Annotated in this window: 21 protein-coding genes; 19 read left to right on the top strand and 2 right to left on the bottom strand. The window is 44.4% G+C overall.

What is annotated here, in order from left to right; genetic code table 11:
* The first annotated feature begins 7 nt into the window (after positions 1-7).
* From glpX to AT864_RS15830, 8 genes are all read left to right on the top strand, one after another.
* Entirely contained in the window at positions 8-973 is a 966-nt protein-coding gene (glpX, locus tag AT864_RS15865; protein WP_066150651.1) for a class II fructose-bisphosphatase, read from the top strand.
* A gap of 643 nt (positions 974-1,616) precedes the next feature.
* On the top strand, positions 1,617-2,888 hold the full coding sequence (gene rho / locus AT864_RS15860; RefSeq protein WP_044741528.1) for a transcription termination factor Rho: 1,272 nt from the start codon (positions 1,617-1,619) through the stop codon (positions 2,886-2,888).
* A gap of 130 nt (positions 2,889-3,018) precedes the next feature.
* Positions 3,019-3,219 (top strand): 50S ribosomal protein L31, encoded by a 201-nt coding sequence (rpmE, locus tag AT864_RS15855; RefSeq protein WP_044741529.1) that lies wholly within the window; start codon positions 3,019-3,021, stop codon positions 3,217-3,219.
* Between the two features lie 133 nt (positions 3,220-3,352).
* Positions 3,353-3,979 carry a thymidine kinase gene (locus AT864_RS15850; RefSeq protein ID WP_066150649.1) on the top strand — a complete coding sequence of 209 codons (627 nt, stop codon included), beginning with the start codon at positions 3,353-3,355 and terminating at the stop codon, positions 3,977-3,979.
* A gap of 67 nt (positions 3,980-4,046) precedes the next feature.
* A complete protein-coding gene (locus AT864_RS15845) occupies positions 4,047-4,490 on the top strand; it encodes a hypothetical protein (RefSeq protein WP_231734678.1) in 444 nt (147 codons plus the stop codon).
* 628 nt (positions 4,491-5,118) lie between these two features.
* Positions 5,119-6,267: an iron-containing alcohol dehydrogenase gene (locus tag AT864_RS15840; protein ID WP_044741531.1), complete on the top strand. Its 1,149-nt coding sequence runs from the start codon at positions 5,119-5,121 to the stop codon at positions 6,265-6,267.
* Positions 6,268-6,269: 2 nt separating this feature from the next.
* Positions 6,270-7,916 (top strand): GAF domain-containing sensor histidine kinase, encoded by a 1,647-nt coding sequence (locus tag AT864_RS15835; RefSeq protein ID WP_066150647.1) that lies wholly within the window; start codon positions 6,270-6,272, stop codon positions 7,914-7,916.
* 18 nt (positions 7,917-7,934) lie between these two features.
* Positions 7,935-9,386, top strand: coding sequence for a sigma-54 dependent transcriptional regulator (locus tag AT864_RS15830; protein WP_044741533.1), 1,452 nt, complete (start codon positions 7,935-7,937; stop codon positions 9,384-9,386).
* 132 nt (positions 9,387-9,518) lie between these two features.
* Here AT864_RS15830 and adh read toward each other — a convergent pair whose 3' ends face one another.
* Both adh and adhP read right to left on the bottom strand, forming a co-directional pair.
* Complete coding sequence (gene adh / locus AT864_RS15825) at positions 9,519-11,036, bottom strand: aldehyde dehydrogenase (RefSeq protein ID WP_066150644.1); 1,518 nt, start codon at positions 11,034-11,036, stop codon at positions 9,519-9,521.
* 82 nt (positions 11,037-11,118) lie between these two features.
* The gene (gene adhP / locus AT864_RS15820; RefSeq protein ID WP_044741534.1) at positions 11,119-12,132 is read right to left on the bottom strand and encodes an alcohol dehydrogenase AdhP; all 1,014 of its coding nucleotides are present in this window, start codon (positions 12,130-12,132) and stop codon (positions 11,119-11,121) included.
* Positions 12,133-12,767: 635 nt separating this feature from the next.
* Between adhP and prfA the strand changes: the two genes are divergently transcribed.
* The 11 genes from prfA to glyA all read left to right on the top strand — a co-directional run bounded on the left by prfA (position 12,768) and on the right by glyA (position 22,566).
* Positions 12,768-13,844, top strand: a complete 1,077-nt coding sequence (gene prfA, locus AT864_RS15815; RefSeq protein ID WP_066150643.1) for a peptide chain release factor 1 — start codon at positions 12,768-12,770, stop codon at positions 13,842-13,844.
* A complete protein-coding gene (gene prmC / locus AT864_RS15810) occupies positions 13,834-14,706 on the top strand; it encodes a peptide chain release factor N(5)-glutamine methyltransferase (protein WP_066150641.1) in 873 nt (290 codons plus the stop codon). The genes prfA and prmC overlap by 11 nt, the downstream gene beginning before the upstream one ends.
* A 312-nt stretch (positions 14,707-15,018) precedes the next feature.
* Complete coding sequence (gene spoIIR, locus AT864_RS15805) at positions 15,019-15,828, top strand: stage II sporulation protein R (RefSeq protein ID WP_066150638.1); 810 nt, start codon at positions 15,019-15,021, stop codon at positions 15,826-15,828.
* Between the two features lie 191 nt (positions 15,829-16,019).
* Complete coding sequence (locus AT864_RS15800) at positions 16,020-17,066, top strand: L-threonylcarbamoyladenylate synthase (protein WP_066150635.1); 1,047 nt, start codon at positions 16,020-16,022, stop codon at positions 17,064-17,066.
* A gap of 62 nt (positions 17,067-17,128) precedes the next feature.
* Positions 17,129-17,686: a manganese efflux pump MntP family protein gene (locus tag AT864_RS15795; RefSeq protein ID WP_066150633.1), complete on the top strand. Its 558-nt coding sequence runs from the start codon at positions 17,129-17,131 to the stop codon at positions 17,684-17,686.
* A gap of 316 nt (positions 17,687-18,002) precedes the next feature.
* Complete coding sequence (locus AT864_RS15790; RefSeq protein WP_066150631.1) at positions 18,003-18,437, top strand: low molecular weight protein arginine phosphatase; 435 nt, start codon at positions 18,003-18,005, stop codon at positions 18,435-18,437.
* Positions 18,438-18,463: 26 nt separating this feature from the next.
* Complete coding sequence (locus tag AT864_RS15785; protein WP_066150628.1) at positions 18,464-19,756, top strand: methyl-accepting chemotaxis protein; 1,293 nt, start codon at positions 18,464-18,466, stop codon at positions 19,754-19,756.
* A gap of 204 nt (positions 19,757-19,960) precedes the next feature.
* The gene (locus AT864_RS15780; protein WP_066150626.1) at positions 19,961-20,140 is read left to right on the top strand and encodes a hypothetical protein; all 180 of its coding nucleotides are present in this window, start codon (positions 19,961-19,963) and stop codon (positions 20,138-20,140) included.
* Between the two features lie 63 nt (positions 20,141-20,203).
* Complete coding sequence (rpiB, locus tag AT864_RS15775) at positions 20,204-20,650, top strand: ribose 5-phosphate isomerase B (RefSeq protein WP_044741542.1); 447 nt, start codon at positions 20,204-20,206, stop codon at positions 20,648-20,650.
* A 17-nt stretch (positions 20,651-20,667) separates the two neighbouring features.
* Positions 20,668-21,240, top strand: coding sequence for a TIGR01440 family protein (locus AT864_RS15770; RefSeq protein WP_066150623.1), 573 nt, complete (start codon positions 20,668-20,670; stop codon positions 21,238-21,240).
* A gap of 90 nt (positions 21,241-21,330) precedes the next feature.
* Positions 21,331-22,566 (top strand): serine hydroxymethyltransferase, encoded by a 1,236-nt coding sequence (glyA, locus tag AT864_RS15765; protein ID WP_044741544.1) that lies wholly within the window; start codon positions 21,331-21,333, stop codon positions 22,564-22,566.
* Positions 22,567-22,698 lie beyond the last annotated feature (132 nt).

Below are 22,698 nucleotides of genomic sequence, written 5' to 3'. Positions count from 1 at the left end.
AGTCACAATGGAAAGAAGTTTATCAATGGAGCTTGTTCGTGTAACGGAAGCAGCGGCATTAGCCGCAGCGCGCTGGATGGGTCGCGGAAAAAAGGATGAAGCGGACGGTGCGGCGACATCGGCGATGCGTGACGTCTTTGACACGATTCCAATGAAAGGAACAGTCGTTATCGGTGAAGGAGAAATGGATGAGGCGCCGATGCTATATATTGGTGAAAAGCTAGGAAACGGTTATGGGCCGCGTGTTGATGTGGCAGTTGACCCTCTAGAAGGAACCAATATCTTGGCATCTGGGGGCTGGAATGCATTGGCGGTAGTAGCAGTAGCCGACCATGGAAATTTACTTCACGCTCCTGATATGTATATGGATAAGATTGCCGTTGGCCCAGAAGCAGTAGGGATGATTGATATCAATGCGCCAATTATAGACAATTTGAAAGCGGTTGCGAAAGCGAAAAATAAAGATATTGAAGACGTGGTGGCCATCGTGTTAAATCGCCCGCGGCATGAGCATATTATAGCGGAACTGCGAGAGGCCGGCGCCCGCATTAAACTCATTAATGATGGCGATGTGGCCGCAGCGATTAATACGGCGTTCGATCATACCGGTGTTGATATTTTGTTTGGATCAGGAGGAGCGCCAGAAGGTGTATTAGCCGCTGTGGCGTTAAAATGCTTAGGCGGTGAAATTCAAGGGAAGCTTCTGCCGCAAAATGACGCAGAATTGGAACGGTGCCAAAAAATGGGATTAAATGTCGACAAAGTGCTGCGTATGGAAGATTTAGTAAAAGGGGATGACGCTATTTTTGCTGCAACGGGTGTCACTGACGGTGAGCTTTTGCGAGGAGTTCAATTTAAAGGCTCTTATGGAGAAACGCATTCCCTTGTCATGAGGGCGAAATCAGGCACGGTTCGTTTCATTGACGGGCGGCACAGCTTAAAGAAAAAACCTAATTTAGTCATTAAACCATAAGCCATGTGAGCGAGGGGCAGATGCAGCTTCCCTCGCTCCTTTCTATCACGCTGTCACTAGTCAAATGGCTGGAAAGATGAAAAGCCAAGGAATTCATCCCATTTTTGTAGAATGGGAACGTTTCATTGACAGCCTATGGTGTTTTAATTTATCTAGAAACTGGAGTGCATCAGATGAGAAAAGGACAATAACAAGCTTCATATCGCCGCAAATGTTCAGTTACATCTACTCATATAGCACCTCAACCCGCTCATTTTTGTTGTAAGGTCCAAATGGATGATCTATCATCATCATTTTATGGGCGCTTGCCTATGTAGTGTTCCAACCAATCGGCGAATGGATGATATGTAATCGATCTCATCCGCAAATGATCAACATCCGGCTCCGCACGTCGCTTAGCTTTACTTCGGAGGAAACACTCTAACCTGTATTGATCATGATAAAAATAAAAAATGGTTGATTAAAAAACTGTAAAAAGGGTAAAATAGTCATGCCGTGTGTGCATAAAAATAAGCTCTGCGATTTTTTGCTTCTTTAACATATAAACCTTCGTAATCTTCTTTCATCCCATCCATAGCTTATTTCATAAATTCATTTGGTGTATATGGGAGAGAATGAAAAATAGTAAAAGTGTGGTGGCGAAATGGACTTAACAATCTCGGTATTAGAAAATATGAAACTTAAAGAGCTATATGAACTAGCTCGGCAATATAAAATTTCTTATTACAGTAAACTAACAAAAAAAGAGCTTATTTTCGCTATTTTAAAAGCACAGGCTGAACAAGACGGATTATTGTTTATGGAAGGCGTTCTCGAAATCATTCAATCAGAAGGGTTCGGGTTTTTAAGGCCGATCAATTACTCTCCAAGCTCAGAGGATATTTACATTTCCGCTTCGCAAATTCGCCGCTTTGATTTAAGAAATGGCGATAAAGTTTCAGGAAAAGTTCGTCCTCCTAAAGAAAATGAACGATATTATGGGCTTCTTCACGTGGAGGCTGTAAATGGCGAAGACCCTGAAGTAGCGAAAGAACGCGTTCACTTTCCTGCCTTGACGCCGCTTTATCCAAGTCGCCAAATGAAATTAGAAACAACGCCGGATAAGCTGTCGACGCGAATTATGGATTTAATCGCCCCGGTCGGCTTTGGCCAGCGCGGGTTAATTGTCGCTCCCCCAAAAGCAGGGAAAACAATGCTTTTAAAAGAAATCGCTAACAGTATTACGACAAACCATCCGGATGTCGAGCTGATTGTCCTTCTAATTGATGAACGTCCTGAGGAAGTGACCGATATTGAACGCTCGGTAGCGGGCGATGTTGTCAGCTCGACGTTTGATGAAGTGCCGGAAAACCATATCAAGGTTGCTGAGTTAGTGCTTGAACGCGCGATGCGTCTCGTTGAGCATAAGCGCGATGTTGTCATTTTAATGGACAGTATTACTCGTTTGGCAAGAGCCTATAATTTAGTCATTCCGCCAAGTGGACGGACACTTTCCGGAGGGATTGATCCAGCCGCTTTCCACCGTCCGAAACGATTTTTTGGAGCTGCGCGCAACATTGAAGAAGGCGGCAGCTTGACGATTTTAGCGACAGCGCTTGTCGATACCGGCTCGCGCATGGATGATGTGATTTATGAGGAATTTAAAGGAACGGGCAATATGGAGCTGCACTTAGATCGCTCGCTGGCGGAACGTCGGATTTTCCCAGCTATTGATATTCGCCGTTCTGGTACTCGTAAAGAAGAATTGCTGATTCCAAAAGAGCATTTAGACAAGCTTTGGTCGATTCGCAAAACGATGTCGGATACACCAGATTTTATCGAGCGCTTTTTAAATAAGCTTCGCCAAACGAAAACAAATGAAGAATTTTTCTCGATATTAGACGATGAATGGAAAAATATAGGGATTAAAAAATAACCAGTTGCAAAACCATAACACCCTTGCTATAATTTTATCATGTGTGTTTTGTCAAACAATGAGAAATGACTCACAACGGATAGAGAAACTCTGTTTCGAAATGATTCAGGGCGGAAGGAGATGAAAAGAAATGAAAGCAGGCATTCATCCTGAGTACAAAAAAGTGATCGTAAAATGTGCTTGTGGAAACGAGTTTGAGAGCGGCTCTGTGAAAGAGGAAGTGCGCGTAGAGATTTGCTCTGAGTGCCATCCATTCTACACAGGACGTCAAAAATTCGCTTCTGCTGCAGGACGTGTTGATAAATTCAACAAAAAATACGGCCTTAAATAATAGAAAACGGCTCGCTGAGCGATTAGCGTGCCGCTTTATCATTACTTCGATGAGTAAACGTACAGAACAGGCAAGCGAAGTTGATTCACTTGCCTGTTTTTTCATGAAGTTTGGAAAGAAAGGGGAAGCCCCGATGGATGTAATGAAACAATCAGGCTGGCTCGAGGTGATTTGCGGCAGCATGTTCTCTGGAAAATCAGAGGAGCTGATCCGCCGCGTTCGTCGTGCTACATTTGCAAAGCAGGAAGTGAAGGTATTTAAACCTGCGATTGATAACCGCTATAGCGAAGAAGCGGTTGTATCTCATAATGGCGCTTCAGTGATTGCTATTTCCGTCGCGACTGCTGAGGAAATATTAGAATACATATCAGAAAAAACGGATGTCGTTGCCATTGATGAAGTGCAATTTTTTGATGAGCAAATTGTCGAAATTGTGCAAACGTTAGCAGATCGCGGTTATCGCGTCATTGCAGCTGGATTGGATCAGGATTTTCGCGGTGAACCATTTGGTCCTGTGCCGACATTAATGGCGATTGCCGAATCGGTCACAAAGCTTCAAGCAGTATGTACGGTATGCGGTTCCCCAGCAAGCCGTACACAGCGACTCATTAATGGCAAACCTGCTTCTTATTATGATCCGGTGATTTTAGTGGGAGCCAGTGAATCATATGAGCCGCGTTGCCGCCATCATCATGAAGTTCCTGATAAGCCAGAGAAGCGAGACCGTAATGGAAGCGAAACCGAACGTATCATTCGGTAGTGCATGGTACATTCTGCTATCAATATTTCTGTCATAACAGGAAAAGATAACGGCAGGGAGGCGACGAATGATGAAAAAGGTACTGCCGTTACTTTTCGGTGTGCTCCTTTCCGCATGTGCACTGAATCCAACCGATTCACAATATCATGCGCAAAAGGAAGATCAAAACGGAAGAAAACTAATGACAGGGGATCGGGCCAAGCCCAATTATGATCGAATGTATAATCATTTTGATGATCCAGAAAACACCAATCAAAACCCGAATTTTATAAGCTTGACCGATGGCAGCGAAAATAATCGTGCGGATGTGCGAAAAGCGGTTCAAGTAGTGGAAAAATATACAAATTATGAGGCTGGATCGGTGTGGATGAATGGTGCTGACATGTGGATCACCGTTCATGCACGAAACCGTCTGTCGAATGAGCAGAGACAAAAAGATCAAGCGCGTTTGCAGCAATTATTGACAAAGGCAATCCCGACCTATCGTGTTCATGTACGAATCCATGACTGATATGTGCCTGCTCTGCAATAGGGTTTTTGGTGCTGCATAATATTGAGAGATGCAATTGGACAGATGAACATGTGCAGTGATGAAGTTTAACGGTCGGAAGGTAAGCACATATACTTGTCTTCTGACCGTATGTGTTTACAGACATATCCCTTCAATCTCTAAAAGTTTATTTATGATACATAAGTAATGAACGATTTCAGCATGGAATCGACTGTCAAATGATATCAATCCAATGAGAGGATAGAACCTATCGCCCATTCAAAAGCAGAATGTCATTTCTTAGACGGTTGGCGACAAGTCCGTCCATGATCTCGCTCATGCTAAAGCGTAACCACGAATGGAATCATCTCATAAGATTTTTATTTGCTCATCTGAGAGGAATCTATCGGCGCATCCAATGAATGGGGTTGATAGGGTTAACATCAGCTGCGCTGGATGACGCCGCTAAAATGGAAAGGTTGAAAGATGAACTCCGTTCTATATAAAAAAACAGAAGAGTCCTGCCGGGGAACAGCTTATTGGCCACCGGAAATAAAAAGCCGTTATACTGTATCCCGGTTTTTTTGTGGACAAAAAATTGAGAATAATTATAAAATTAGTAAAAGGTTATAATTAGGATGGAGAAAGTATGAACATTCACAAATTCATGATGCCAGAAATCATTTTTGGAAACGGATCCATTCAGCAGGTGGGAGAAAGCTGCTTACGGCTTGGTGCGACAAATGTCTTGATTGTCAGTGATCCAGGTGTGATCGCAGCAGGGTGGCTAGATGTGGTCATTCAAAGCTGTAAGCAAGCGGGCTTAAAGTACACTACTTTTTCTGATATCACGATTAATCCGAAAGATGAAGAAGTAGAAAAGGGATGCCGCGTTTATATGGAGCATGAGTGTGACTCCATTATTGGCGTTGGCGGCGGCAGTTCGATTGATGTAGCGAAAGCGATTGCCATTCTCGCCACCAATGGCGGCCAGATTCAAAGCTATGAGGGAGTGGATAAAATCCACCATCCGCTCCCCCCGCAGGTCATGGTTGCGACTACCGCTGGATCAGGTTCAGAAGTATCGCAATTTTCCGTTATTGTCGATACAAAAAAGCAGAAAAAGATGACCATTATTTCTAGATCTCTTATTCCAGATATCGCGATTATTGACCCAGAAACGCTCGTCACAAAAAGTGCGGAGTTAACCGGAGCGACGGGGATGGATGTGTTAACACACGGCATTGAAGCCTATGTCAGCTTGGCGGCTACACCTCTGACCGACGTTCAAGCGAAGAATGCGATTTCTCTAGTGGCGGAATATTTGCGGCCTTCTGTAGCTTCCAAAATGAATCGGGAGGCTAAGACGAATATGGCAATGGCAAGCTTACAATCCGGGCTTGCCTTTTCCAACGCCATTTTAGGAGCTGTCCATGCGATGTCGCATGCAGTAGGAGGAAAATACAACCTTTTGCATGGCGATGTCAATTCTATTTTGCTTCCTCATGTAATGGAGTACAATCTTTTAGCCAATCCTAAGAAATTTGCTGATATTGCTCTTTTTCTTGGCATGGATATACGCGGAATGTCTCATATGGAAGCAGGGAGAAGAGCCATTGAGTATGTCAAACAATTAACGGCCGATATTGGGGCTCCCCAACGTTTGTCATCTATTGGGGTAGAAGAAGAAGAAATGAAAAAAATGAGCCTCATGGCTTTACATGATGCTTGCATGATTACCAACCCGAGAGATGTAACGGCAGAAGATATTGAAGAAATATTTAGAAGGGCATGGTAGCGATGAATGAGCGGCAGCAAATGATTAATTTGTTAACAGGGGTGCAATCCTCCAAGAAAAGCTATTATACCGAATTGAAGAAAATGGTAGCGGAATTAAAAAAGAAAAATATGCAGCTGGAAATTATCAATGACATTACGAAAAGCTTTAATATTGATATGTCAATGGATGATATGCTGAAAAATACCTTTGATAAGCTGAGAGAAATTTTTCCTATCAAACGAATTAGCCTATCTTTATATGAAAATGATAAGCTCACATTGACGAATGTCTATCCTTTGCATTCGCTATACTTCCCCATTGGTTTTACGTTGCCGAAGGAACGCTCGATTTATTGGAAAGTGATTCAATCGCTGCAGAAATTTTTTTATCAAGTGCAGGAGAAAGAGGAGAGTTATGTAGAAAACGCTGTCTACCGAGAGCTTGGCATGAAAAGCGTATTGCTTGTTCCGTTGATTAGCAAAGGACAGGTAATCGGCGTATTAAGCATCGGAAGCTCTGAAATCGTCCGATATGATGAAGCCGATCTCTCGTTTTTCCAGCAATTTGGCGATCAGTTGGCGGTTTGCATCGAAAATGCAAGGCTTTATCGCGAGGTGCTTGTCAGTAAAAAAGAATGGGAGGAAACATTTCGGGCTGTTTCGGAAATGATTTTAGTCGTTGATTTAGAAGGCCGTATTTTGCGATATAATGATGCAGCGAAAGAATTTTTTCAAATTGGCGGGTCTCCGCATACTAGAAATATATGTGAGCTGTTAGCGATTGAGCAAAATGAAAACCCTATCATGGAAAATGTAGCAACACAAAAACCCGTTTATCGTCGCTTTCATATTCAGCAACGCATATGTGACTTTCATTCGTATCCAGTATTTAACGAAAACCAAAGCATTTACGCTGTGATTATTTATATCAATGATATTACAGAAAAACTTCAGATTGAGGCGCAATTGGTGCAATCAGGGAAATTGGCCGCCATTGGCGAAATGGCGGCGGGTATTGCTCATGAGCTGAACAATCCGCTGACAGCGATTCTTGGCAATGCTCAGCTATTGTTGAGATCTTTCCCGAAAGAAGAGCGTTCTTCCACACTTTTATCCGATATTTATTCATGTGGAAAGCGCTGCAAAGCCATTATTCAAAACCTGCTGACATTTGCCAGGCAGGATGAATATCGGTTTGCGGACTGTTCCATTAATGATGCGGTTGAACAGGTGCTGGGGCTGATCAGGGATCAAATTCAAAAGCAAAATATCGTCATTCAGGTCAATCTGGATCATTCCGTTGAATGGGTGGAAGGGAATCTTCAGCAAATTGGCCAAATTGTATTAAATCTTTTAATCAACGCCAAAGATGCACTGGAAGAGAGGGAGGGCGCTGAAAAAGTAATCGCAATTGAAACAAAAACGATCGTTGAACATGGGAGTAAATGGGTAACCCTTTCTGTCAAAGATAATGGTATTGGGATCGACAAACAGCATCTGCAGGAGATTTTTAACCCGTTTTTTACGACTAAACGGCCAGGAAAAGGAACAGGGCTTGGTCTATCTGTTAGCTTAGGAATTGCACAAGCTCACGGAGGGACAATTGAAGCCATAAGCGAACGAGGAAAAGGAAGTGAGTTTATTTTAAAGCTTCCGGCAAAGCGATAGAATGGAGGCAGAGAACCGATGAGCTATATTTTAGTGATTGATGATGAACGAGAGGTAGGCACCTTTTTTCTGCATTTGCTAGAAGGAAGAGGGTATCGCGTAAAGCTCGGATTCAGCGGCAAAGATTTCTCTAAACTCATTCAGCAATACTCGTTTGATCTCGCATTTATTGATGTCAAACTTCCGGACACAAACGGTTTAGACTTGTTAAAACAGCTGAAGCGCACACAGCCGACGTGTAAAGCTGTGGTAATGACGGGATACAGCACGGTCAAAACCGCGGTGGATGCGATAAAATATGGAGCGAGCGACTATGTAGAAAAACCGTTTGATGATATTGAGCAGCTGGAAGAATTAATTGAAGGACTGTTAAATAACGGTATCGCTTCATCACAAGACGACATGTACAAGCTCGCGGAAACGCTTGGGTTTGTTGTCGGGACGAACAAGGAAATGAATGATCTGTTAAAATTGGCTTATAAAATTGCGAAAAAAAATGTCAATGTGCTCATTGAAGGGGAAACAGGAACAGGAAAAGAAGTGCTTGCCCAGTTTATTCACCACGCGAGCCTTCGCTACGACCAGCCTTTTATTGGAATAAACTGCGGAGCCGTTTCCGAAACATTGTTGGAAAGCGAACTGTTTGGTCATGAGAAAGGGGCTTTTACAGGAGCGATCAAAGAAAAGAAAGGCATCTTTGAGATTGCTCATCGCGGAACATTATTTCTCGATGAAATTGGCGAAGCCTCGCTGGCCATTCAAGTCAAATTGCTGCGAGTGTTAGAGACTGGCGAGTATATGAGGGTAGGCGGTGAGGTCATCCGCAAAACCAATACGAGAATCATTGCGGCTTCACATGTCGATTTGTCTAAAGCAGTAGAAGAAAAAAAGTTTAGAGAAGATCTTTTGTATCGGCTTGACGTAGTCAAAATCGCGATTCCGCCGCTTCGAGAGAGAATAGAAGATTTGCCGCTTTTGCTTACTTATTTTTTAAAAAAGATGAACTCATCATTATCTTTTTCCGAAGAAAGCCTTTTCTATTTGAAGCGTTATCATTGGCCGGGAAATATAAGAGAGCTGATGAATGTGGTCAAGCGGGCGATCACATTAGCGGAAGGAGAAACACAGGTGATTACGCCACAGTATCTTCCGGAAAAAATCAAAGGAGAAACCCATCCTCCATCTGTACGGGTGCATGAAAAGGAGCAAGAAGAAATCGATTTAGAAACCTATTTGCAGCAATGGACGAACCATGTATTGTCATTGTGGAAGAATAATCATCCACAAGTAGATCTTGAATATGTATTGTCATTGGTGAAAGAATTAGAGACGCAAATTGGCCGTTCCTTTGTCATAAAAACATTAAAAGAAACGATCGGAAACCGAAAGGAGACAGCAGAGCGATTAAATATCACCGTTCGTAAATTGCGGTATTTATTAAAAGAAAAGGGAGCAGATTCAAAAGTATAGCTGCTTTTGCATCCGCTCCTTTTTCCTTTTGTAAAAAAGCTTCAGCCTCTAATGGTGTATCATTGGCCAGAAAATGGAGAGGCGGCGGCTCGCCCTCATGGACGAGCCACGTGCCCCTTAGCTGTGAATCGTTTAGAAAAACCCTTGCGCTTTTGGATGATAGCTGACGAGAAGGTTTTTGGTTTGCTGGTAGTGAGCTAACATCATTTTATGAGTTTCGCGGCCGATTCCTGACATTTTATAGCCGCCGAATGCCGCATGAGCCGGATAGGCGTGATAACAATTGGTCCACACTCTTCCTGCTTGAATTCCCCGGCCTAGCCGGTAAGCGGTATGAATATTTCTTGTCCACACACCGGCGCCCAATCCGTATAATGTATCATTGGCAATGGCTAGCGCTTCCTCTTCACTTTTAAACGTTGTGACAGATACGACAGGACCGAAAATTTCCTCTTGGAAGATTCGCATTTTATTATGTCCTTTGAATACGGTCGGCTGAATATAATAGCCGTTTTCAAGGCCCGCGATGTGGTTTCGGTCTCCGCCAATCAGGCATTCCGCTCCCTCTTGCTTGCCGATATCAATATAGGAAAGGATTTTTTCCATCTGTTCGGACGATGCTTGCGCTCCGATCATGGTGCTTGTATCCAATGGATTTCCGGCTTTAATATTTTTGACACGTTCGAGCGCCCTTTCCATAAATGCAGCATAAATGGACTCGTGGATCAAGGCCCGCGACGGGCATGTGCAGACCTCTCCTTGATTCAGGGCAAACATCGTAAAGCCCTCAAGCGCTTTATCTAAGAAATCATCCTCTTCGCTCATTACGTCCGGAAGAAAGATATTCGGCGATTTTCCGCCTAACTCAAGGGTGACCGGGATAATGTTTTGTGAGGCATACTGCATAATTAAACGTCCTGTTGTCGTTTCGCCTGTAAAAGCAATTTTCGCAATGCGCGGACTGGATGCTAAAGGTTTTCCGGCTTCAAGGCCAAAACCATTGACGATATTGAGCACTCCTGGAGGCAAGAGATCCCCGATTAGCTCCATTAAAACCATAATGGATGCCGGTGTTTGCTCTGCAGGCTTTAAGACAATGCAGTTTCCGGCCGCCAGCGCCGGGGCGATTTTCCAAGCTGCCATGAGAAGCGGGAAATTCCACGGAATGATTTGGCCAACGACCCCGAGTGGCTCATGAAAATGATAAGCAACGGTATCATCGTCAATTTGGCTGATGGCTCCTTCTTGAGCGCGGATCACTCCCGCGAAATAACGGAAATGATCGATAGCTAAAGGAAGATCTGCATTTAGCGTTTCTCGAATAGGTTTTCCGTTTTCCCATGTTTCAGCGACCGCCAGCATTTCTAAATTTTCTTCCATGCGGTCTGCAATTTTGTTTAAAATCGTGGCGCGGAATGCAGGAGACGTTTTGCCCCACGCTTCCTTCGCCGCGTGGGCTGCGTCGAGCGCCAGTTCAATATCCTCCGCTTGGGAACGGGCTACTTCGCAAAAAACCTCCCCTGTAACAGGAGTGATGTTTTCAAAATATTGTCCTGAAATAGGCGGTGTCCATTCCCCGTTAATGTAATTGTAATATCTTTTTTTAAATTGAACTTTGGCGCCATTCTCTCCGGGCCGGTTATAAATCATAAGATGACTCCTCCTTGTTTGGCTGGTGCAGGAGCCGCTTGTTCCACTACTCCTGCCAGCTTGAATATCTATTTAGAAAGTGTTATTGCATGGTTAAAACGATGCGGCCGTTGATTTGTCCTTTTTCCATCCGTTCAAACACTTCGTTAATATGCTCCAAAGAAACCGCTTCCACAATAGGACGAACCTTTCCTTGGGCTGCGAAGTTAAGCGCTTCCTGCATGTCCTTTCTTGTTCCTACGATGGATCCCTTAACGGTGATGCCGTTTAAGACGGTATCGAAAATAGGGATCGGCAGCTCGTCATGAGGCAATCCGACGACAACGAGACAACCGCCGCGTTTGATAGATTGATAGGCTTGTTCAAATGCTTTTTTCGTGACAGCCACGCTAATAGCCGCTTGTACGCCGCCGACTTTTTCATGAATGGCTTGTACCGGATCTTCCTTTAAGCCATTGATGGCGATATCCGCTCCTAATTTTGTAGCCAATTCTGCTTTATCATCGCTGATATCGACGGCCACTACATTGAATCCCATTGCTTTCGCGTATTGCAGAGCGATATGTCCTAAGCCGCCGATTCCATAAATGGCTACCCAATCCCCCGGTTTAGCATTGGATACTTTCAGAGCTTTATAGGTTGTGACCCCGGCGCAAAGAATCGGTGCGACCTCCACCGGATCTAGGTTATCTGGAATGCGCGCGACATAATCCGCTGGCGCTTTACAATATTCTGCGTATCCGCCGTCAACAGAATAACCGCCATTCAATTGATGAGGGCAAAGGGTTTCTTGGCCACTTAAGCAATATTCACATTCCCCGCATGCGGAGTAAAGCCAAGGAATTCCTACGCGATCTCCCACTTTAATCGATTTCACCCCCGGTGCCACTTCGACGACGACTCCCACTCCTTCATGCCCTGGAATGAGCGGAAGCTTTGGTTTGACCGGCCAGTCCCCATGAGCGGCATGCAAATCGGTATGGCAAACGCCGCACGCTTCGATTTTCACGAGCACTTCGCCGTACTCAAGCTTTGGTTTTTCTACCTCTTCAATTTGAAGCTTTTGTTTGAACTGATGAACAACAGCTGCTTTCATTCTCCCAATCCCCTTTCCGAAAAATTTTTCGTCATCTACCATTAATGCAAAAAGTATGCCAAGTAAAAAAATCCGCTTCCTGTCCGCAAAGGGAAACGGAATCTTATGGCTCAGCGAAGCATCACGAGCAGATCGTCTGGCATGCAGATAGGCGGATTCCTTCTATATGGACGGAGGGGCAGGCGTGCATTCGCTAGCAAATGATGCCGAAAATTTGTCGATTTTGTCCTAATTCTTGGCACTTTGGTCAAAAAATCGCCTGTTCGATAAGAGGAAGCTGAGACGTAAACATTCGTGTACATGAAGTCGAGCTCATCCGTCGATCGTGTTTCATGACGATCTCCATTTCATTGAATGTGTCGATATTTATTTCCCCGCAATGAGCAGGAACGACAGTCGGGCAGGCTTTTCTGACAATGAATTTGGATACATATCGTTCCCGTCCCAAGTTTGTGTTTATCGATAAGGGGATTGAACAATCGTTATCACACTTCCACTCTGTTAGAAAGGAGAGACGTTTCATTAACCCTCATAGGACTTTATTTAGCTGGACCATGGAAGTACTTTCGTATTTCATTAGATTGTAGTATAATTACAAATTAGACTGTGTATGGACAAAGACAGAGGTGAAGCATGTGTTTGATCGTCTTCAAGCAGTAGAAGAACGTTATGAAAAATTAAACCAGCTGTTGATGGATCCAGAAGTTATTAATGATCCGAAAAAGCTTCGCGACTATTCAAAAGAACAGTCCGATTTAGAAGAAACCGTGCATGTATATCGCGAATATAAGTCTGTTCGCGAGCAGCTGGCAGATGCGAAAGCGATGCTAGAAGAAAAATTGGATCTTGATATGCGCGAAATGGTAAAAGAAGAAATTAACGAATTGGAAGAGCGCGAGGAAGCGCTAGTAGAAAAATTAAGAGTATTATTGTTGCCGAAAGACCCGAACGATGACAAAAACGTCATTATGGAAATTCGCGGCGCGGCTGGCGGAGAAGAGGCGGCGCTGTTTGCGGGCGACTTATACCGTATGTATACTCGCTATGCGGAGTCCCAGGGATGGAAAACGGAAGTCATCGAAGCGAGTCCAACAGGATTAGGCGGTTATAAAGAGATTATTTTTATGATTAACGGAAAAGGGGCGTACTCAAAATTAAAGTTTGAAAATGGCGCTCATCGTGTTCAGCGTGTTCCTGAGACAGAATCGGGCGGACGCATCCATACATCGACAGCAACTGTTGCCTGTTTACCTGAAATGGAAGAGGTTGAAATTGAAATCAATGAAAAAGACATTCGTGTTGATACGTTCGCTTCAAGCGGACCAGGTGGACAAAGCGTCAATACGACGATGTCCGCGGTGCGCTTAACGCATATCCCGACCGGAATCGTCGTTTCATGCCAAGATGAAAAATCGCAAATTAAAAATAAGGAAAAAGCGATGAAAGTATTGCGTGCCCGTATTTATGATAAATATCAGCAAGAAGCGCGTGCAGAATATGATCAAACACGCAAACAGGCGGTCGGCACAGGAGACCGTTCTGAGCGGATTCGCACTTACAATTTTCCGCAAAATCGCGTAACGGATCATCGAATCGGGCTCACGATTCAAAAGCTTGATCAAATTCTAGAAGGGAAGCTGGATGAGATCATCGATGCGCTGATTCTAGACGATCAATCGAAAAAATTGGAGCAGGCGAATCATGAGTTATAAAATTTACGAAGTCCTTCATTGGGCTTCTTCTTTTTTAGAAGAGCATGGAAAAGAAGCGCGTGTAGCAGAATTACTGCTGCTTCATCATTTGCAAATGACTAGGGCGCAGCTGTTTGCTTGTCTGCGAGAGAAAATTAGCGAAAAAGCGTATCAAGGGCTGATTGAAGATCTCCATCAGCATGCAAAGGAACATACCCCTGTACAATACCTGATTGGCGCAGAGGAATTTTATGGTCGTTCGTTCCTCGTCAATCGCGAGGTTCTCATTCCAAGGCCAGAAACGGAAGAGTTAGTGGAAGGGGTGTTAAAGCGCATCCAACGATTTTTTCCTAATCAAACAGCGGTTGATGTTGTCGATGTGGGAACAGGCAGCGGAGCGATCGCTGTAACACTGGCGCTCGAAAACCATACGCTGCGCATGAGTGCGATTGATATTTCGCAAAAATCGCTGCTGGTAGCACAAGAAAATGCCCGCCGCCTTGGAGCGGAAATAGAATTTTGGTTAGGGGATTTACTGCAGCCGCTCATTCAGGCAAAACGTAAAGTGGATGTGGTTGTGTCGAACCCTCCGTATATTCCAGAGCTTGATATCGCTTTGCTTTCTCCAATTGTAAAAGACCATGAACCGCGAAAAGCGCTTGTGGGCGGCAAGGATGGCCTTGATTTTTATCGGCGTTTTATGGCTGAACTGCCTTTGGTGCTGAAAAGCCGTTCCATTGTCGCATTTGAAGTTGGGGCAGGGCAAGGAGAAGCGGTAGCTCAACTGCTGCAGCGAACATTTCCGCAGGCTGCTGTTGACGTTGTTTTTGATATCAATGGAAAAGACCGCAATGTTTATGCGGAAATCGAACCGCCGTTATAAGACAAAGGACATCTCGCACCCGCATTCTCGCTTATGGCCCATCACGGAGAACGGGTGCGATTTTATGATATGATTGGTCGTTGGAATCTGTGGTACATCATGGCTAATCAATGCAGCAGGAAGATGGAGGCGTGCACAAACGGGGGCTTTGTTAGGGGAATTCCCTATAACGAAGGAAAAATCAAAGGTCTTCTTTGATGATTTTGCATGAAAGCTTTCAATCCATTAATTTATTGTTTTATTTTTTAGATTCATAGTTTAAAAATGGATAGCACTGTCCAAAATAGGTTAATGAAAGGACGGTGCAATATAATGAAAAAACTAGCAATTGTATTATATATTTTTTTATTGGCAATCGGTGTGTTTGTGAATGTGTATGGTCAGCAAACAGAGGCTGGTGAAAATGCGCAAGTGATGATTCCAGATCAGGCGATCCGTCTGCGTATCCTGGCCAACAGCGATTCGGATGAGGATCAAGCGTTGAAGCGTAAAGTGCGCGATGCGGTGAATGAACAAATTAACGGCTGGGTCGCTCATTTAACCTCATTCTCTCAGGCTGAGCAAGTCATCCGCTTACATTTGCCTGATATTGAAAAAACGGTGGCTGATGTGCTGAAAAAAGAAAAGAGCGATCAAACCTACCATGTTCAATTTGGCAAGGTGCATTTTCCGACTAAGATTTATGGGAACTATATTTATCCGGCAGGGGAATATCAAGCGATTCTTATTACTCTAGGGGAAGGAAAAGGAGCAAATTGGTGGTGTGTGTTGTTTCCGCCGCTATGTTTCCTCGACTTTTCCAATGGCGAAGCCGTGAAAGCAGAAGAGGGAGCCAAAACAGAAGTGACTCCGGCATCAGAAGAAGCTCATATGAGTGAAGAACATATGAATAAGAAAGTTGTGAACAAGCATCAGCCAGAAAAAGACAATGCCACATTTGTTAAAAAAGAAAAAACAACGAAGGATCATGAGCAAGAAGAAACGGAAAATTCGCCAGCGCTGCAAGCAGCTGGTGCCGGCACGGCTGTGATGTCCTCATCAGACGTTGTCATCAATGATGACGATGATAAAGTAGAGGTAAAATTTTTCATCAAGGAAATGATCGGAAAAATTTGGCCGTAATCATTTTTGTGGATAAATGCAGAAGTTTGGATTCATAAACAAATAGTTACCCACAGATTTACCCACAACAAAAATGGTTTTATCCACAGTTTGTGGATAGAAATAGATGACTGGCATATGATTTTGCTTGATTCTTCGAAACTAGCAATAAAATTGATATAGATAATCAACGATGAATGGTGGTGAAGAGCATGGAGACAAAAGTTTGGATTGTGGATAAATTTGTGGATAAATATGATGTTTGTCCACAAATTTCACAAGCGGCCGAGCTGTTGCGTGCCGGTGAAGTGGTTGCTTTTCCTACTGAAACCGTATATGGATTAGGGGCGAATGCCGCCTCGTCGGCAGCTGTAAAAAAAATTTTTCAAGCGAAAGGACGTCCGAGTGATAATCCATTGATTGTTCACATTGCTGATTATGATCAATTGGGGCAGATCGCTGTGGATATTCCTGATGTGGCGCAAACGTTAATCAAGCGGCTATGGCCGGGGCCGCTGACCATGATTTTGAAAAAGAGAAAAAATGCTGTTTGTGAAGAAGTAACAGCCGGCCTTGCGTCGGTTGCGGTGCGTATGCCGGCCCATCCAGTCGCTCTGGCCTTAATTCGGGAGAGCGGCTTGCCGCTTGCTGCTCCAAGCGCGAACCTGTCAGGAAAACCAAGCCCGACAAGCGCCATGCATGTTTTAGCTGATTTAAATGGAAAAATCGCGGGTATAGTGGATGGCGGACCAACGGGAATCGGAGTCGAATCGACGGTGTTGGATTGCACGACGGACATTCCAATCATTTTGCGTCCGGGAGGCGTTACCAAAGAAGAGCTAGAGCACCTCATCGGACGTGTTCATGTGGATGCGGCGTTATTGAATGAAAAGGAGAAGCCAAAAGCGCCAGGAATGAAATATACACATTATGCACCGCGAGCGCCGTTGACGATTGTGGAAGGCACTTCAGCATTTTTACAGCATCTTGTTGATGAGCAGCGCGCGCTCGGTAAAAAAGTGGGAGTGTTAACGACCGAAGAGCGGCAATCGACTTACAGAGCAGATGCTGTGATCTCCTGTGGAAAGCGGTCAGATTTATATACAGTCGCTCGCTATTTATATGATGCGCTTCGGGCGTTCGATGAAGCTGAGGTGGACATGATTTATAGCGAATGTTTTCCTGATCATGGCATTGGTACAGCTATTATGAATCGGTTAAAAAAGGCGGCGGGATATCGAATTCTTTATGAAAAATAACCAGTCTAAACCTCCTCGGACTTGCATATGTTACCAATAGGCAAGTCCGGGGAGGGTGGGAGATGAAGGAATTAGTCGGTGAACTGGTGACATTGTGCATGATGGCATTTGCATTGGGCATGGACGCATTTTCGATTGGATTGGGAATGGGTTTTTTTCGTTTGCGTGTTAAGCAAATGTTTCATATAGGATTTACCATCGGTCTCTTTCACGTGCTAATGCCGATGCTAGGAATGTTTGTAGGGCGTCTTCTGTCTGAGCAATTTGGAGCGATTGCCACTTATGTCGGCGGCGGACTCCTGCTTATACTAGGCTTGCAAATGATTGTCACTTCCTTAAAGCGAGAAAGTGATCCGCTGATTTCGCCGGTCGGGATAGGTTTAGTTTTTTTTGCCTTGAGCGTCAGCCTCGACAGCTTTTCGGTCGGTCTGAGTCTCGGTATTTACGGAGCCCGCACGCTATTAACGATTCTGCTGTTTGGTTTTTTTAGCATGGTTCTTACATGGCTTGGCTTATTGCTGGGAAGCCGCTTTCAGCGCTGGCTTGGCATTTATGGGGAATTGTTGGGCGGCAGCATTCTGCTAGCATTCGGTTTAAAGCTGATGATTCCCTTTGGATAAGGCCGCTATATGGGGATGTAACTTCATGCCTTAGCATGTACATAATGGAGTTTGGGCCGCTTTTCACGGTCAAATGAGCGAAAAACGCCGCTTTACAGAACCATGGATGGATCTGAAAGCGGCGTTTTTTGGACTTTTGTCATTTGTTTGCGGGGCCGGGATCTGCCAGCAGACTCACCTTCGTCTGCTGATGGTCTGGAGACGATTCGTTCCATTCTCCTACATTTATATACTAGCAATCTTTTTTGCACTATACTTTAGAAAAAGAATTCTATTATAATAATGCTATACAGGCCTTACCAACGAGGAGGGTATTATGTCGATTCATGTACTTTTTGTCTGTACGGGGAATACGTGCCGAAGTCCAATGGCTGAAGCTCTATTAAGGAATAAGCAACTGCCGGATGTCCAAGTGAAATCCGTAGGCTTATTTGCTGTGGAAGGGAGCGACGCCTCTGATTATGCGAAATTGGTATTAACAGAAAAAGGAATTGATATGGCTCATTGTTCTTCATTTCTAAAAAAAGAAGATGTGGACTGGGCTACGTATATTTTTACCATGACAACCGGGCACAAACAGCAGCTGATGGAACGATTTCCGGAGGCAAAGGACAAAATCTTTACAATGAAGGAATTTGTTTTAGGACAAGAAGGGGATGTAGTCGATCCGTTCGGGGGCTCTGTTGAAGTTTATCGCCGGACGAGAGAGGAGTTGGATCAATTGATCGAGCAGCTCATTCAAAAGCTATAATGGGATATTTGAGGGGGATATAGGCCATGAGTGAGAAAAAGAAATACGGGTTTAGCCTGCGATTAAAGCTTGTTGTGTTTACGACCGTTTTGGCCGTTATTACGTATTCTACAAGCGCGTTCTTTATTTATGTGCTTTATGATCTGATGTTTAGTACGTTTGATAAGAGTTTGTTTACGATTGTGATCCTATTGCTCGGTATTTTCTGGTCAGGACTTTTGGCGTATATCGCTTCAGGTTTTATTACGCGTCCGCTGCATCAATTAGAGCAGGCGGCGATTAAAGCGGCAAATGGAAAAATTGATGAAGATGTGCCGCTAGCTAAATCGGATGACGAGATACGGGCATTGGGAGTCGCTTTTAATGAAATGTTAAGAAATTTGCGAATGATGGTCCGCAATATTGAAGAAAACTTTGCCCATACAAACGAAAAGGTAGTCGAAATTACCGATGCCTCAAGCGTGGCAGTCGAGCGCTCAGAAAGCATAGCCCGAACGATTGAGGAAATTTCCAAAGGGGCGACCGACTCGGCTGTTTCGATGCAGACAACCGCCGAATCCGTGGAAGATGTGTTGAAGATCGCCAATGAAGTTCAGCAAAAAGCAAAGCAATCAGAGCAATTGGCCGTTGATATGGTCGACACGCTTCATAAGAGCAAAGAAGTCATTGATTCACTTGTAACAGGCATTCAACATTTAGCCCAAAATAATCAGGCTTCGTTAAATGCGGTACGGCGCCTTGAGCAGCATGCCAAAAAAGTCGAGAATATCATTTTGCTTGTTGGTGATATTGCGGGTCAAACGAATTTATTAGCTTTAAATGCTTCCATTGAGGCGGCGCGTGCTGGCGAACATGGAAAGGGCTTCGCTGTGGTTGCGGAAGAGGTGCGGAAGCTGGCTGATGAAAGCGCGCGGGCCGTGCAGGGCATTTCTGAGCTAATCAAAAATATTCAAAAAGAAGTCGTTCACGTGGTCGCGCAAATTGATGAGCAGGTGACCGCTGCCAATGAAGAAGCTGCAAAAGGAAACGATACAAATGAAGCGATTATGAAGATGACTCATTCGATTCATGAAGTGGCTAATTCCGTTCATCAAATTGCGGAATTGGTGAAGGAACAAATGCGGCATATTCAAAAAACGTCCATCCAATCTCAGGAGGTAGCAGCGATTGCTGAAGAAACATCAGCCGGAGCGCTTGAAGTGACGGCTGCCACACAGGAACAAGCCGCAATGATTAACCATGTGAATGAGCTTGTCAGCCAGTTAGCGGAGCAAGCGCAAAAATTAAAAAATACGATTGATCGTTTTTGTGCAAGATAAGTGAATGGATGAGAAGAATATCAAATGGGTCGTCCGTATGAACGGATCCGTCTGCTTGACAGACGGCGCTTATCGTTCGGGAACAGAAAGAGAAAGGCAGCAAAGCTGATGGAGGGCCCATGCCTTTTAAGCGGCATCCATATAGACTTCTTATGATGCCCTGTGTTTTAGGATGGAAATTTGTTTCGTAAAAGAGCATAATAAGTGTTAAAAGCGGTAGACAAAGTCCACTTTGACTTTGTCTACCGTCATTTTGAGCATCAGCCGGTCTTGAAAACGCCTCACAGACAAGGAGCGAAACCGCCCATCGAACAAAAAACATTCATGGGTGGACGAGCAAGGCTGGCGACATACGATGACAGCGTTTGTCAACAGCCTGAATAAGTTAATGAAAAAGTCGCTTTTTATCGTTACAATGGAAGGAAAGAGAAAAAGGAGGAAAACAACATGAAAGTAGCCATTGCGTCTGACCACGGCGGAGTAGCCATTCGCCAAGAAATTAAAAAGCTTATGGAGGAAATGGAAATCGAATATATCGATTTGGGATGCGAATGCGGCAGTTCTGTCGATTATCCTGATTATGCCATTCCGGTGGCTGAAAAGGTGGCGAGCGGCGAAGTCGATCGCGGTATTTTAATTTGTGGAACAGGAATCGGGATGTCGATTGCCGCCAATAAAGTAAAAGGAGTGCGGTGCGCCCTTGTTCACGACGTATATAGCGCGAAAATGACGCGAGAACATAACGACAGCAACATATTAGCAATGGGAGAACGGGTCATCGGGCCAGGTTTGGCGAGGGAGATTGCGAAAGTATGGCTGACAACAGAATTCGCAGGAGGCCGCCATGCGAATCGCGTGAATAAAATCCATCAATATGAGCAGACACATCTGTAACGAGGAGGAGACGGATCATGCTTTCACAATGGAAGCAGCAATGGCAAGCGATTTTGAGCGAATTTCGCCAGCAGGTTCCTCTCTCTTCTGAGCACCTCCTTGTCATTGGCTGCAGCACGAGTGAAGTAATTGGGCAAAAAATTGGAACAGCAGGCACAAAAGAAGTAGCGGAAATGATTTTTGCTGAATTGCAACAATGGCGCGCTCAATCGGGAATCCAGCTTGCTTTTCAATGCTGTGAGCATTTAAATCGCGCGCTCGTTGTTGAACGAGAAACCGCATTGGCTAAAAATTTGGAAATTGTCTCCGTTGTTCCGGTCGCTTCGGCCGGGGGAGCGATGGCGGAATATGCGTACAATTATATGAAGGATCCAGTCGTTGTCGAATTTATTAAAGCGGATGCCGGCATCGACATTGGCGATACATTCATCGGCATGCATTTAAAGCATGTCGCTGTTCCCGTCCGTACTTCCATTCGTGAAATTGGTCGTGCTCATGTGACATTGGCGAAGACAAGACCGAAATTAATCGGTGGAGATCGGGCGGTCTATTTCAAGGAAAACACGAATGCTTCATACCAATCTTGTTGATTTTGTTCATTTTTTCTTTGAATCCTTTCCTAAAATGCTGTTAAAATAGAGGAGAATATTCCGATATCTCGAAAAAAGGAGGAGCTTGTGATGAACCACTTGCCACAACAAGATCCACAAGTATTTCAAGCGATTCAAGATGAATTAAAAAGACAACAAACAAAAATTGAGCTGATTGCGTCTGAAAATTTTGTCAGTCCCGCTGTAATGGAAGCGCAAGGATCGGTATTAACCAATAAATATGCAGAGGGATATCCGGGCCGCCGTTATTATGGAGGCTGCGAATATGTTGATGTTGTCGAGGATTTAGCGCGTGAACGGGCAAAACAATTATTTGGTGCCGAGCATGCGAACGTTCAGCCTCATTCCGGTGCGCAAGCGAACATGGCGGTATATTTCACCGTATTAAATCACGGAGATACGGTTTTAGGTATGAATTTATCCCATGGGGGACATTTGACGCACGGAAGCCCAGTGAATTTTAGCGGAATTCAATACAACTTTGTTGAATATGGAGTAGACCCGGAAACTCACCGAATCAACTATGACGACGTGTTGGAAAAAGCGCGCTTACATAAGCCAAAGCTCATCGTAGCCGGTGCCAGCGCCTATCCGCGCGAGATTGACTTTGCGCGATTCCGTGAAATTGCTGATGAAGTCGGAGCGTATTTGATGGTCGACATGGCTCATATCGCGGGTCTTGTTGCGGCAGGTCTTCATCCCAATCCTGTTCCTTATGCTCATTTCGTAACAACGACAACGCATAAAACGTTGCGCGGGCCACGCGGCGGTATGATCCTTTGCAAAGAAGAATTTGCTAAGCAAATCGATAAAGCGATTTTCCCTGGCATTCAAGGTGGACCATTAATGCATGTTATTGCTGCAAAGGCTGTCGCATTAGGCGAGGCGTTGAATGATAGCTTTAAGGAATATGCCCAAAACATTATCAACAACGCTTCACGTTTGGCAGAAGCGTTAGTAAAGGAAGGATTCACGCTTGTATCAGGAGGAACGGACAATCATCTTTTACTCGTTGATTTGCGTTCGCTTGGATTAACAGGAAAAGTCGCCGAGAAAGTTCTTGATGAAATCGGCATTACCGTCAATAAAAATACGATTCCATACGATCCGGAGAGCCCATTTGTCACAAGCGGCATCCGCATCGGCACAGCAGCTGTTACAAGCCGCGGCTTTGGCCTTGCTGAAATGGATGAAATTGCAAGCATTATTGCCCTTGCCCTTAAAAATGTGGATAATGAAGAAAAGCAAGCAGAAGCACGCGAGCGTGTAGCGGCATTAACTGAAAAATTCCCGCTTTATGCATAGTCTCATTCATGCCTCGTATCTTTTTCAAAGATACGAGGCAATTTTTTGATCATTCATGACTGTTATTGAACAGATGTCATTTTTTCGGTAAAATATAAAGAAGTGCAACATGAAAAAAAGAGGAGAAGAGAC

Origin of the sequence: Anoxybacillus sp. P3H1B (genome assembly GCF_001560855.1) — a bacterium.
GTDB lineage: Bacteria > Bacillota > Bacilli > Bacillales > Anoxybacillaceae > Anoxybacteroides > Anoxybacteroides rupiense.
This window is presented reverse-complemented; position numbering and strand designations above follow the sequence as displayed.